11 protein-coding genes are annotated in these 12735 nt (G+C 70.6%); all 11 read left to right on the forward strand.

The window, feature by feature from the left end; all coding sequences use genetic code 11:
- Positions 1–141: 141 nt before the first annotated feature.
- The 11 genes from ACFYWS_RS12295 (at position 142) to ACFYWS_RS12345 (ending at position 12581) form a co-directional block, all read left to right on the forward strand.
- Positions 142–1503, forward strand: coding sequence for a malonyl-CoA decarboxylase domain-containing protein (locus tag ACFYWS_RS12295; RefSeq protein ID WP_389273518.1), 1362 nt, complete (start codon positions 142–144; stop codon positions 1501–1503).
- Between the two features lie 265 nt (positions 1504–1768).
- Positions 1769–3313, forward strand: coding sequence for a malonyl-CoA synthase (locus ACFYWS_RS12300; protein ID WP_389273521.1), 1545 nt, complete (start codon positions 1769–1771; stop codon positions 3311–3313).
- Between the two features lie 48 nt (positions 3314–3361).
- On the forward strand, positions 3362–3787 hold the full coding sequence (gene madL, locus ACFYWS_RS12305; RefSeq protein ID WP_389273524.1) for a malonate transporter subunit MadL: 426 nt from the start codon (positions 3362–3364) through the stop codon (positions 3785–3787).
- Position 3788: 1 nt separating this feature from the next.
- The gene (gene madM / locus ACFYWS_RS12310) at positions 3789–4553 is read left to right on the forward strand and encodes a malonate transporter subunit MadM (RefSeq protein WP_389273528.1); all 765 of its coding nucleotides are present in this window, start codon (positions 3789–3791) and stop codon (positions 4551–4553) included.
- A 121-nt stretch (positions 4554–4674) separates the two neighbouring features.
- Positions 4675–5949, forward strand: coding sequence for an SGNH/GDSL hydrolase family protein (locus ACFYWS_RS12315; RefSeq protein WP_389273531.1), 1275 nt, complete (start codon positions 4675–4677; stop codon positions 5947–5949).
- An 86-nt stretch (positions 5950–6035) separates the two neighbouring features.
- Positions 6036–6608, forward strand: coding sequence for a TetR/AcrR family transcriptional regulator (locus ACFYWS_RS12320; RefSeq protein WP_389273534.1), 573 nt, complete (start codon positions 6036–6038; stop codon positions 6606–6608).
- A gap of 47 nt (positions 6609–6655) precedes the next feature.
- Positions 6656–7861: a GDSL-type esterase/lipase family protein gene (locus tag ACFYWS_RS12325; RefSeq protein ID WP_389273537.1), complete on the forward strand. Its 1206-nt coding sequence runs from the start codon at positions 6656–6658 to the stop codon at positions 7859–7861.
- Positions 7862–7888: 27 nt separating this feature from the next.
- Positions 7889–9343 carry a glyceraldehyde-3-phosphate dehydrogenase gene (locus ACFYWS_RS12330; protein ID WP_389273540.1) on the forward strand — a complete coding sequence of 485 codons (1455 nt, stop codon included), beginning with the start codon at positions 7889–7891 and terminating at the stop codon, positions 9341–9343.
- A gap of 369 nt (positions 9344–9712) precedes the next feature.
- Positions 9713–10636, forward strand: coding sequence for a TauD/TfdA dioxygenase family protein (locus ACFYWS_RS12335; protein ID WP_389274108.1), 924 nt, complete (start codon positions 9713–9715; stop codon positions 10634–10636).
- Between the two features lie 125 nt (positions 10637–10761).
- Positions 10762–11934 (forward strand): sensor histidine kinase, encoded by a 1173-nt coding sequence (locus ACFYWS_RS12340; RefSeq protein ID WP_389273543.1) that lies wholly within the window; start codon positions 10762–10764, stop codon positions 11932–11934.
- Complete coding sequence (locus ACFYWS_RS12345; protein ID WP_389273546.1) at positions 11931–12581, forward strand: response regulator; 651 nt, start codon at positions 11931–11933, stop codon at positions 12579–12581. Before ACFYWS_RS12340 ends, ACFYWS_RS12345 begins: the two co-directional genes overlap by 4 nt.
- Positions 12582–12735 lie beyond the last annotated feature (154 nt).

The following is a 12735-nucleotide window of genomic DNA, read 5'->3' on the forward strand; positions in this document are numbered from 1 at the left end:
GCTCGCCCTCCGCTCGCCCAGATTATCCGCCTGCTCAGGGGGTGGCGTCGGCCCTTCCTGTGATCTACGGTGCGGTTGTTATATACATCACGGCCCACGATGCATATCAAGCGTCGGAGCCAGACGTGGGGAGGGGCGCAGATGGAACGGCGTGAGGATCGGCACGACAGCTGGCTGCTGACCGACCTGTACCGGGCTCTGGGGGAGCGGCGCGGCGGCCACCCGGAGACCGACACCCCGCTCGATCAGCTGCTCGTCGCCTGCGAAGTCCTGATGAGCGACGTCGGCGAGGCCTCCACGCGCGCCGTCGCGGCCCGCGCCCTCGCCGCGTACGACGCGCTCGACGACGCCGGCAGGACCACCTTCTTCACCCACATCACCCGGACCTACGACGCCGACGCCGACCAGGTCCGCGCCGCCTACCGCCGCTGGGAAGAGGCCCGCGCCACCGGCTCCCAGGGAGAGGTGGAGCTCGTCCGGCTCTTCGACGTCGTCGAACCGGCCCGCCAGCAGCTCCTGCGCCGCATGAACCACGCGCCCGACGCCACCCTCGCCCTGGTCCACATGCGCGCCGACCTGCGCCGCCTGCTGCCCGCCCACCCCGAACTGCGGCCCCTGGACCACGACTTCCACCATCTGCTCACGTCCTGGTTCAACCGCGGTTTCCTGCGCATGGAGGAGGTCACCGTGGACTCGCCGCCCGCGCTGCACCGGCATCTGCTGCGCGGCGAGAAGGTGCACCCGATGGCGTCCGAGGCCGAACTGCGGCGCCGCATCGAGCCCGAGGACCGCCGCGTCTACGCCTTCTTCCACCCGGCCACCGGCGACGTACCGCTGATCTTCGTAGAGGTCGCCCTCGTCGGCGGGCTGCCCGACAGCATCGCCCCGCTGCTCGACCCCGGACCCGCGCTCAGCCCCGCGCACGCGGACACGGCGGCGCTCTACTCCATCAACAACGCGCTCGACGGCCTCGCCGGCGTCTCCTTCGGCAGCTTCCTCATCAAGCAGGTCATCGAGCAGGTCGGCGAACAGCTCCCGCACCTGACGCAGTTCGCGACGCTGTCACCGATCCCAGGCTTCAGGGCGTGGCTGGAGGGGCGGGCGGAGGTCGAACCCGAACTCGCCTCCCTGGTAACGGAGTTGAGCAACTCGGGCGCGGTCGACAACGCCGAAAGCATCCGCCCCCGCCTCCTCCCGGTCCTCGCCCGCTACATCACCGCCGAACGGCGCCCCGACGGCCGCCCCCTCGACCCCGTCGCCCGCTTCCACCTCGGGAACGGCGCCGCCGCCTGGCAGCTCGACTGGCCCGCCAACGCCTCGCCCGAGGCCTGGCGCCAGTCGTACGGCGCGATGATCAACTACCGCTACGAACCGGATCAGTTGGAGCGCCGCCACGAGGACTTCGTGCGCCGCGGAGCAGTCGCGGTCGGCGGCCCTCTCAAACAAGACTCCCCACCGAACGGTGCCCCGCAGCACGAGCCCTCACCAGGCCGGACTCCGTGAGCCCGGCCCCCGCAGGACCCGCCCCCGAGGGCCCGGACCGCGTCAGTCTGGGCCGCGCAGGGCCGGACCGCGTCAGGCCGGGCCCCGCAGGACCGGACCCCGAGGCCCCAGACCACGTGAGACCGGACCTCGTCAAGCCAGCCCCCGCAGGACCGGCCCCCGAACGGCCAGACCGCGTACGGCGAGCCCGCGTCAGGCCAGACCCTGAACGACCAGCCCCCGTACCACCCGCCCTCGGTAGGCAAGAAGAAAGGAACCACCCCCGATGAGCACGCAGCCGAGCCCCTCGACCGCACCACCCTTCCGGACCATTCACCGGTCCTTCGTCGAGCAGGCGGAACTCCGCCCGGACAAGGCGCTCTTCGAGCTGCCCGACGGGCGGTCCGTGACCTACCGCGAGACCGCGGAGACCGTGCGACGCATCGCCGCGCGTCTCGTCGCCGACGGTGTCACCCCCGGCGACCGCGTCGCCATGCAGGTCGACAAGTCGGTCGAGGCCATCGCCCTCTACCTGGCGACGTTGCAGATCGGTGGTGTGTTCCTGCCGCTCAACACCGCCTACACCGGCGCCGAGATCGACTACTTCATCGGCGACGCCGAGCCGCGCGTCCTCGTCTGCCCGCCGCAGCGCCGCGCCGACCACGCTCACCGCGAGGGCCCGGACCTCGTCGTCGAGACCCTGGGTACCGCGGGCGACGGCAGCCTCCTCGAAGGCGACGCCCACCACGACGACGTACACGAAGCGGCGGCGGGCGACCCGGCGGCCATCCTCTACACCTCCGGCACCACCGGCCGCTCCAAGGGCGCGATCCTCACGCACGAGAACCTCGCCTCCAACTGCGAAGCCCTGCTCGGCGCCTGGCAGTTCACGTCCGATGACCGGCTGATCCACGCCCTGCCGATCTTCCACGTCCACGGCCTCTTCGTCGCCGCCAACATGGTGCTCGCCTCGGGCGCCTCCATGTTCTACCTGCCGAAGTTCGACGCCGACGCGATCGCGGAACTGCTGCCGCGCGCCACCGTGCTCATGGGTGTGCCCACCTTCTACACGCGCCTGCTCAAGCACGAGAAGGTCACCCCCAAGACGTGTGCCTCCATGCGTCTGTTCGTCTCCGGCTCGGCGCCGCTGCTCGCCAGCGACCACGAGGCGTTCGAGGCCCGCACGGGCCAGGCCATCCTGGAGCGCTACGGGATGACCGAGACCGGCATGAACACCACCAACCCGTACGAGGGCGGGCCCCGCAAGCCCGGCACCGTCGGCAAGGCGCTGCCCGGCACGGAGATCCGCGTGGTGGACGCCGAGACCGGAAAGCCGCTGCCCGACGGAGAGGTCGGCAGCGTCGAGGTCCGCGGCCCGAACGTCTTCGCCGGCTACTGGCAGATGCCCGAGAAGACCGCCGCCGAGTTCCGCGAGGACGGCTTCTTCATCACCGGTGACCTCGGCCTCATCGACGAGGACGGCTACCTCTGCATCTCCGGGCGCGGCAAGGACCTGATCATCTCGGGCGGCTACAACGTCTACCCCAAGGAGATCGAGACGCTCCTCGACGCCCACCCCGCGGTCCTCGAATCGGCCGTGATCGGCGTCCCGCACCCGGACTTCGGCGAGACGGCCGTCGCCGTCGTCGTCGCCGCGCCGGGCCAGGAGCCGAACGAGCGGGAACTCATCGACTCCATCTCCGCCGACCTCGCCCGCTTCAAGCACCCGCGCGCCGTACGCGTCGTGGAGTCGCTGCCCCGCAACGTCATGGGCAAGGTCCAGAAGGCCGAACTCCGCAAGCGGTACGCCGACTTGTTCGCGACCGCCTGACCTTCCTTCTCGCTCACTTTTTCCCGGTCTCTCAATGTGGAGAAGACGATGGTCCTCTATGGAGTGGCAGCGCTGGCGGTGTGCATGCTCACGGGCACGCTCGTCGGTGAATACCTGGGCGAGGCGCTCGGCGTCGACGCCAATGTCGGCGGCGTCGGCTTCGCCATGATCATGCTCGTGTTCGCGACCCACTGGCTGCGCCAGAAGGGGAAGTTCCCCGAGGCGAGCGAACAGGGCGTGCTCTTCTGGAGCGCGATGTACATCCCGATCGTCATCGCGATGGCGTCGACGCAGAACGTCTACAAGGCGGTCACGGGCGGCCCGATGGCCCTGCTGGCCGGACTCGTCGCGCTCGTCGCGGGGTTCGCCCTGGTGCCGGTGATCGCGCGGATCGGCGGGCGCGGGGAACCGCTCCCGCCGCTGACCGAGGCCAATACCGAGGCGGAGTCCGCCACCGAGAAGCAGGCGGTCTGACATGGATACGTTCGTCTCCGTCTGCAAGGACAACGGCCTCATAGTCGCCTTCGCACTCGTCGGCACGCTCATGCTGGTCTCGGCATGGCTGTCCAAGAAGCTGACCCGAGGGCGGCTGCAGGGCTCCGCCATCGCCATCGTGCTCGGCCTCGCGCTCGCCTACTGGGGCGGCTCGGCGACCGGGGGAGACGCGGGGATCGCCGACATCGCCGCGCTCTCCGGGATGAGCCTGATGGGCGGGGCGATGCTCCGCGACTTCGCCATCGTCTCCACCGCGTACGGCGTGGACCTGAGGGAGCTCAAGGGGGCGGGGGCCGCCGGCGTCCTGTCGATCCTGCTGGGCGTCGTCGTCTCCTTCGTCGCCGGTGCGCTCATCGCCGCGCTGTTCGGCTACCGGGACGCGGCCTCGCTCGCGACCATCGGCGCGGGCGCGGCCACGTACATCGTGGGTCCCGTCACGGGCACCGCGGTGGGCGCGAGCTCGGACGTGATCGCGCTGTCGGTCGCGGCCGGCCTGGTCAAGTCCGTGGTGGTGATGGTGGGTACGCCGCTGGCCGCGCGCCTGATCGGCCTGAACAACGCCAAGTCGGCGATGGCCTTCGGCGGCCTGCTCGGCACCACGTCCGGTGTCGCCGGCGGCCTCGCGGCCACCGACAAGCGGCTCGTCCCGTACGGGGCGATGACGGCGACGTTCTACACGGGCGTCGGCTGCCTCCTGTGCCCCTCACTCTTCTACGTGTCCCTGAGGGCGCTCGTCGGCGGATGACAGGAAACCAGGAAGGGGCCCACGCGGGGCCCCTTCCGCATCCGCCTTCGCACTGTTCGTCCTCCCGTTCGCAGCACAGCGCCATCCACACTCCCGTTCATCGGAAGCAAAGGTTGTGCACATGCCTCGAATTCGTACGATCACGACCGCCGCAGCCGCCGTCCTCGCCCTTGCGGGCGGCGGCCTCGCGGGAGCCCCGGATCCGGCAGAGGCGAGAGCCGGGCAGGGCGGCGGCAGCGCTTGGTTCACCTCCTGGGCGCAGTCCCAGCAGGACGCGGCGACGGATCCCCTGCGCGACCAGTCCGTCCGCACCGTCACCCATCTCAGCCAGGGCGGGGACGGCGTCCGCGTCCGTATCCAGAACACCTTCGGCACGGCGCCCCTGGAGATCGGCGGCGCCTCCGTCGGTCTGAGCGGCGACGGGGCGTCCATCAAGGGCGACACCCACCCCGTTCGCTTCGGCGGGAAGACCCGTGTCACCGTTCCAGCGGGCGGCGAGGTGTGGAGCGACGCCAGTGACCTCAAGACGGCCGCCCAGGACGACGTGGCCGTCTCCGTCGCGCTCAAGGGCCCGGCCACCGCCGGTCAGCACCGCACCGCGCTGCGCACCAACTACCTCACGCCCGAGGGGACCGGCGACCACACGGCGGACACCAGCGGCGCCGCGTACACCAAGACCGTCGACGCCACGTACCTGGTCAGCGCGGTCGACGTGCACAACCCGCGCCTCAAGGGCACCTCGGTCGCCTACGGAAGCTCGGTCGTCGACGGCGTCGGCAGCACCAACTGCGGCCCCGGCTGCACCGAGACCGGCACCAACCGCCGCTGGACCGACGACCTCGCGCGCCGCGTGCACCGCGAACTCCCGCCCACCGAACAGGTCGCGATCGCCAACGCGGGGATCAGCGGCACGACGAGCGCGGCCGACTGCCCCGGCACCCCGCCGAACGTCCAGGACCTCGACGCCGCCACCCGCCTCAAGCGAGACGTCCTCGCCCTGCACGGCGTCACCTCGGTCCTCTACTACTACGGCACCAACGACCTTGCCTTCGGCTGCGACGGCGGGCAGATCCTGGCCAGCTACAAGAAGGTCTTCAAGGAACTGCGCGACGCGGGGATCAAGGTGTACGTCACGCCGATCACACCCCGCCCCGGCTACACCGACCGGAGCAACCTGGACCGCCACACGGTCAACCTCTTTACGAAGAAGGCGAGTTCGTGCGACGGGACCTGCGACGGCGTCATGGACTTCGACGAGGTCCTGAAGGACCCGCTGCACCCCAACAGCATTGAGCCCTCGTACGACAACGGGGACGGCGTCCACGCGAACATCGCCGGCCAGCAGGCGATCGCCGACTCGATCTCGCTGCGGATGGTGACCTTCGGTTCCCTGTAGGGAATGGCGAATTGCCTAAAGGTTATAGGCAGGAGCACAATGGCTTTCGGTAGAAGTCGGAGGGGCTCACGAGAGGGCGTACGGTCATGGCGCGTGCCGGATTGAGCGCGGAGCGGCTGGCCCGCGCCGGTGCCGAACTCGCGGACGAGGTCGGCTTCGAGCAGGTGACCGTCTCGGCCCTCGCCCGGCGGTTCGACGTCAAGGTCGCGAGCCTGTACTCGCACGTCAAGAACTCGCACGACCTGAAGACGCGGATCGCCCTGATCGGCCTGCGAGAGCTGGCCGACCGGGCCTCCGACGCCCTCGCGGGGCGGTCCGGCAAGGACGCGCTCACCGCCCTCGCCAACGTCTACCGCGACTACGTCCGCGAACACCCGGGCCGCTACGCCGCCGCCCAGTACCGGCTCGACCCGGAGACGGCGGCGGCGAGCGCCGGCGTGCGGCACGCGCAGATGACGCGGGCCGTGCTGCGCGGCTACGACCTCACCGAACCCGACCAGACCCACGCCGTCCGGCTCCTTGGCAGCGTCTTCCACGGCTACGTCAGCCTCGAAATGGCCGGCGGATTCAGCCACAGCGCACCCGACTCGGACGAGAGCTGGGCGCGGAGCCTGGAGGCGCTCGACGCACTGCTTCGCAACTGGCCCGCGCAGACGTGAGCCCGCGCACGGTCGTCCACCCTCTTGATCAACAGATTGACGCCACAGTGAACAGCACGAACACCCCGAACCCCGTCCACACATTGACCACCACACCGCTGACGGACAACCTCGTCCATGGTGCGATCGACATCGAGCGCACCGCCCGCGGTCTCCTCCCGCACCGCCTCCCCGCCTGGGCCCGCGCCCAGAACACGGACGGCCAGCTGACCATGGCCGAGTCGCAGCCCTCCGGCGTCCGCCTCGCCTTCCGGACCCGCGCCACCGTCGTCGAGCTCGACACGGTGCCGACCAAGCGCGTCTACGTAGGCGTGCCTCCGCGCCCCGACGGGCTCTACGACCTGCTCGTCGACGGCCGGCTCGCCGCACAGGGGAGCGTGTCCGGCGGCGACACCCTCACCATCGACATGAGCGCGGGCACCTTCGAGCACGAGTCGGGAAAGCCGGGCACGCTCCGTTTCGCCGGTCTGCCCGACGAGCCCAAGACCGTCGAGATCTGGCTCCCGCACAACGAGACCACCGAGCTCGTCGCCCTGCGCACGGACGCCCCCGTGGAGCCCGCCGCGCCCCTCGGGGAAGCGGGCCGCAAGGTGTGGCTGCACCACGGCAGCTCCATCAGCCACGGCTCCGACGCCGCGAGCCCGACCACCACCTGGCCCGCGCTCGCCGCGTCCCTCGGCGGCGTCGACCTGATCAACCTGGGGTTCGGCGGTGGCGCCCTGCTCGACCCGTTCACCGCGCGCACCCTGCGGGACACCCCGGCCGACATGATCAGCGTCAAGATGGGGATCAACGTCGTCAATGCCGACCTGATGCGCATGCGGGCCTTCACCCCCGCCGTGCACGGCTTCCTCGACACCATCCGCGAGGGGCACCCGACCACCCCGCTCCTCGTCGTCTCGCCGATCCTGTGCCCCATCCACGAGGAGACGCCAGGACCCGGCGCCCCCGACTTCAGCACGCTCGCCAGTGGACAGCTGCGCTTCATGGCGATGGGCGATCCGGCCGAGCGCGCGCAGGGCAAGCTCACCCTCGTATCCATCCGCGAGGAACTGGCCCGCATCGTCGCCCAGCGCGCGGCCGACGACCCGCACCTGCACTACCTCGACGGCCGCGAGCTGTACGGCGAGGCGGACCACGCGGAGCTCCCGCTGCCGGACTCTCTGCACCCCGATGCCGCCGCCCACCGCCGCATCGGCGAGCGCTTCGCGGACCTGGGGATCGGTGCTCTGGGCGGGCCGGTTAGCATATGAGCGCCGCCTAGCTCGAAAGAGACGCACGTGACTGTCAATGACGACTCGTTCACCAACTGGAAGCACCGCGAGGAGACCGCGGAGGCAATGATCCCGATCATCGGGAAGCTGCACCGCGAGCGGGACGTGAACGTCCTGCTGCACAGCCGCTCCTTGGTGAACAAGTCGGTGGTCAGCCTGCTGAAGGCCCACCGATTCGCCCGCCAGATCGCCGGCGAGGAGCTCTCGGTCACCGAGACGATGCCCTTCCTGAAGGCCCTCGCCGCACTCGACCTCGGGCCTTCCCAGATCGACCTCGGCATCCTCGCCATGACGTACAAGACCGACGACCGGGGCCTGAGCGTCGAGGAGTTCACCGCCGAGGCCGTCGCCGGTGCCACCGGCGCCCTGAAGCTGGAGCGCGGTGAGGGCCGCGACGTCGTCCTCTACGGCTTCGGCCGCATCGGCCGCCTCGTCGCCCGCCTGCTCATCGAGAAGGCGGGGTCCGGCAACGGACTGCGGCTGCGCGCCATCGTCGTGCGCGGCGGCGGTGAGCGGGCCGCCGAGGACATCGTGAAGCGGGCCTCGCTGCTGCGCCGTGACTCGATCCACGGCCAGTTCCAGGGCACGATCACCGTTGACGAGGCGAACAGCACGATCAACGCCAACGGCAACGCGATCAAGGTGATCTACGCCAACGACCCGTCCGAGATCGACTACACGGCGTACGGCATCAAGGACGCCATCCTCATCGACAACACCGGCAAGTGGCGCGACCGCGAGGGCCTGTCCGAGCACCTGCGCCCCGGTATCGACAAGGTCGTCCTGACCGCGCCCGGCAAGGGTGACGTGCCGAACATCGTGCACGGCGTCAACCACGACATGATCAAGCCGGACGAGCGGATCCTGTCCTGCGCCTCCTGCACCACGAACGCGATCGTGCCGCCGCTCAAGGCGATGGCCGACGAGTACGGGGTGGAGCGCGGTCACGTGGAGACCGTCCACTCGTTCACGAACGACCAGAACCTGCTGGACAACTACCACAAGGCCGACCGTCGCGGCCGCTCCGCGCCGCTCAACATGGTCATCACGGAGACCGGCGCCGCCTCCGCCGTCGCGAAGGCGCTGCCGGACCTCAAGGCGCCGATCACCGGCTCCTCGATCCGCGTCCCCGTCCCGGACGTCTCGATCGCGATCCTCAGCCTGCGGCTCGGCCGCGAGACCACCCGCGACGAGGTCCTGGACCACCTGCGCGACGTCTCGCTGAACTCGCCGCTGCGCCGCCAGATCGACTTCACGGACTCGCCCGACGCGGTCTCCAGCGACTTCCTGGGGTCCCGGCACGCGTCGATCGTCGACGCGGGCGCGACCAAGGTCGACGGCGACAACGCGATCCTCTACCTCTGGTACGACAACGAGTTCGGCTACTCGTGCCAGGTGATCCGCGTCGTCCAGCACGTCTCCGGCGTCGAGTACCCGACGTTCCCGGCGCCCACCGCCTGACGCCCGGTTCACCTCCCGAGGCCGGTCCCGCCTTCTGTGGGGCCGGCCTCGCGGCACTTGACGGAATGATCAACTGGGGCGCAGGATGGGCCGCATGTTCATGCATCGCGCCCACGCTCTCGGAACGGCCCCCGTGCCGGACCGATGTGGCTGCGCGCGCAGCGGCTTGTAGCGGGCATCTCGACCCCTCGCCGAACCATCCCGTACGTCTTGTAGAAGCCATCGCCCCGTAGGGCGTTGGCCGCGCACGTACCACGTACCACGTACTACGTACTACGTACCGCGTACCGCACGTACGGATCACTCTCGCGTTCAGCGCGTTCCCTCGTCACTGCGTGCCTGTGGAGGCCCCCCTTGTCCGTGACCGAAATGCCCCCTTCTCTCTCGCTGCGCCCCGCCCACATCCCCGCCGACGGCCTCTACGAGGGGAGCCGCGTCCTGCGCCGCACCCCCGAAGGCTGGCAGGACCGCCCCTACGAGCTGTTCGACCTCGTCCCGCAGGGCGCCACCATCGGCGCCGAGATCAGCGGCCTCGACCTCAGTAAGCCGCTCTCCCCGGAGCTGCGCGAGGAACTGAACCGGGCCCTGCTCGAATGGAAGGTCCTGTTCTTCCGGGGCCAGCATCTGACCAGCGAGCGGCAGCGTGAATTCGCCCGAAACTGGGGCGAGTTGGAGACCAACCCGCTCCTGGAGCGCGGCGACAGCGAGGACGTCGTCCGCTTCGACAAGGGCGCCGGCGGCGTCCCCAGCTACGAGAACGTCTGGCACACCGACGTCACCTTCCGCGAACGCCCCGCGCTGGGCGCCGTGTTGCAGCTGCGCGAGGTACCGCCGTTCGGTGGCGACACCATGTGGGCCGACATGGCGGCCGCGTACGACAACCTCTCCGACGAGGTGAAGGCGCGCATCGAGGGCGCCGAGGCCGAGCACGACTTCCTGCCCGGCTTCCGCCGCTTCTACGGTCCCGAACGCCTCGCGCAGTGGCAGGAGTTGTTCCCGCCGGTCACCCACCCGGTCGTGCGCCGCCACCCCGAGACCGGTCGGCGCATGCTCTTCGTGAACACCTCCTTCACCACCCGGATCCTCGGCATGGAGCGCGCCGAGAGCGACCGGCTGCTGCGCCTGCTGTACCAGCAGGCGCACGTGCCGGAGTTCCAGGTGCGGTTCCACTGGCAGCCGGGTGACATCGCGTTCTGGGACAACCGCGCCACGCAGCACTACGCGGTGGCCGATTACGGCGACGCCCGCCGGGTCGCGGAGCGCGTCGCGATCGCGGGGGACCGCCCCTTCTAGGGTCCTGGACGGTCGGTGCGGGCGGCCCGAAATCCCTCTCTCCGGCGAGGCGTTGGCCGGGCCGCCCCTCGATACTGGCCCCGCAGAGCACTCTGCGCAGGGACCAGGCCACGAGGAGCCGCACCATGCGTCTGCCGCGCCGCACCAGCCCGTACCTCGTGGACGGGGCGCTGGCCGCCCTCGTCCTGTTCGCCGTGTCCCTGCAGTTCCTGTTTCCCGACGAGGGCGGCGACCCGCTGTCCTGGCAGGGCTTCCTGCTGGGCGCGGGCACGGCGGTGCCCCTGATCTGGCGGCGCCGCGCGCCGCTCCTGTGCGCGGCCGCGATCACCTGTGCCACCCCGGCCATGGCGCTCTACCACGCGCCGCCGCCCGACGTCGTGTACGGCGGACTCGTCCTGCTCTACACGCTCGCCGCGTACGCGGAGCCCGTGCCGCGCCGCGTCATGCTCGTCGGCTGGCTGATCGGCGCGTCGGCGACGATGTCCATGAAGGAGCACGCCGAACCCTTCGAGTACGCCTTCCACCTGCTCAGCGTCCTGAGCGCCTACGGGTTCGGGGTGCTTGCCCGCACCCAGCGCGCGTACACCACCGCGCTGGAGGAACGCGCCCGCGCCCTGGAGCGCGAGCGCGAGATCGACCGGTCCCGCGCGGTGACCAGCGAACGCGCCCGCATCGCCCGGGACATGCACGACGTGGTCGGCCACGCCGTCAGCCTGATGGTGGTCCAGGCGGAGGCGGGCCCCGTCGTGGTGCGCAGCGACCCCGTGCGCGCCGAGGCGGCGTTCGACGCGATCGCGGGCGCCGGGCGCGAGGCCTTGCAGCAACTGCGCCTGATTCTGGGCGTGTTGACCGACACCGGTAACGGTAGGGGCGGCCTCGCGGCTCCCGTTCCCGGACTCGCCCGCCTCCCGGACCTGATCCGCCAGGTGTCCGCGACCACCGACGTGACCGTCACCCTGCGCGCCTCGGGCCACCCCCGCCCCATCGGCGCCGAAACGGAGACAGCCGCGTACCGGATCGTCCAGGAAGCCCTGACCAACACCGTCAAGCACGCGTACGCTGCCCGGGCGGACGTACAACTCGACTGGGGGGCCGCGGAGTTGGTGATCACCGTGACGGACGACGGAACCGGCTCCGGATCATCCGCGGCCAGTGGCGGGCGTGGACTCGTCGGCATCGAGGAGCGCGCCGCGGCCTGCGGCGGCAGCGCGCGCAGCGGGCCCGCTCCGCACGGCGGATTCCGTGTCACCGCAAGGCTGCCCGCGACCCATAGGCCCGCCGCCGAAAAGGCGCCATGAGCATCCGCGTGGTCGTCGCCGACGACCAGGAGCTGGTACGCAGCGGCTTCACCATGATCCTCGAAGCGCAGCCCGACATCGAGGTGGTCGCCGAGGCGTCCGACGGAGCCGAGGCCGTCACCGAAGTGCGCCGCCACGCCCCGGACGTCCTCCTCCTCGACATCCGCATGCCGCACATGGACGGCATCGAAGCGGCCAGACGCGTCTGCGAACAGTCGAGTTGCCGCGTCGTCATGCTCACCACGTTCGACCTCGACGAGTACGTCTACGAGGCGCTGTACGCGGGCGCGTCCGGGTTCCTTCTCAAGGACGTACGCCGCGACGACCTCGTGCACGCGGTCCGCGTCGTCGCCGCGGGCGACTCCCTCCTCGCCCCGTCCGTGACCCGCCGCCTCGTCGCCGACATCACACGCCGACGCCCCAAGTCCCCCGAACCGCCCACCCTTTCGACGCTCACCGCCCGCGAGACGGAAACCCTGCGCCACCTCGCCCGCGGCCTCACCAACGCGGAGATCGCCGCGACCCTCCACGTCAGCGAACACACGGTCAAGACGCACGTCAGCAACGTGCTGAGCAAACTGCACCTGCGCGACCGGGTACAGGCGGTCATCTGCGCGTACGAGTCGGGGCTCGTGGCGCCGGGTTAGCCGATGGGCTTCATGAAGCAGATCCTGCCCGGCCCGCCCGGCACCTGTCACTCACCCGCGCGACCCATGCCCCGCGCCCCGCCTCCCCCGTACGCGTGAGTCGGGAACCGCCCGTCCCGGCGATCCGCCGCACCCCGTGCGCGACCACGCTGAC

It is taken from the genome of Streptomyces sp. NPDC002795, assembly GCF_042888725.1.
In the GTDB taxonomy this organism is placed as follows: Bacteria; Actinomycetota; Actinomycetes; order Streptomycetales; family Streptomycetaceae; genus Streptomyces.

Bases quoted from the DNA above. Each gene is read 5' to 3' on its own strand.
- ACFYWS_RS12295 (WP_389273518.1), top strand. From the start codon at position 142: ATGGAACGGCGTGAGGATCGGCACGACAGCTGGCTGCTGACCGACCTG.
- ACFYWS_RS12300 (WP_389273521.1), top strand. From the start codon at position 1,769: ATGAGCACGCAGCCGAGCCCCTCGACCGCACCACCCTTCCGGACCATT.
- madL (WP_389273524.1), top strand. From the start codon at position 3,362: ATGGTCCTCTATGGAGTGGCAGCGCTGGCGGTGTGCATGCTCACGGGC.
- madM (WP_389273528.1), top strand. From the start codon at position 3,789: ATGGATACGTTCGTCTCCGTCTGCAAGGACAACGGCCTCATAGTCGCC.
- ACFYWS_RS12315 (WP_389273531.1), top strand. From the start codon at position 4,675: ATGCCTCGAATTCGTACGATCACGACCGCCGCAGCCGCCGTCCTCGCC.
- ACFYWS_RS12320 (WP_389273534.1), top strand. From the start codon at position 6,036: ATGGCGCGTGCCGGATTGAGCGCGGAGCGGCTGGCCCGCGCCGGTGCC.
- ACFYWS_RS12335 (WP_389274108.1), top strand. From the start codon at position 9,713: ATGCCCCCTTCTCTCTCGCTGCGCCCCGCCCACATCCCCGCCGACGGC.
- ACFYWS_RS12340 (WP_389273543.1), top strand. From the start codon at position 10,762: ATGCGTCTGCCGCGCCGCACCAGCCCGTACCTCGTGGACGGGGCGCTG.
- ACFYWS_RS12345 (WP_389273546.1), top strand. From the start codon at position 11,931: ATGAGCATCCGCGTGGTCGTCGCCGACGACCAGGAGCTGGTACGCAGC.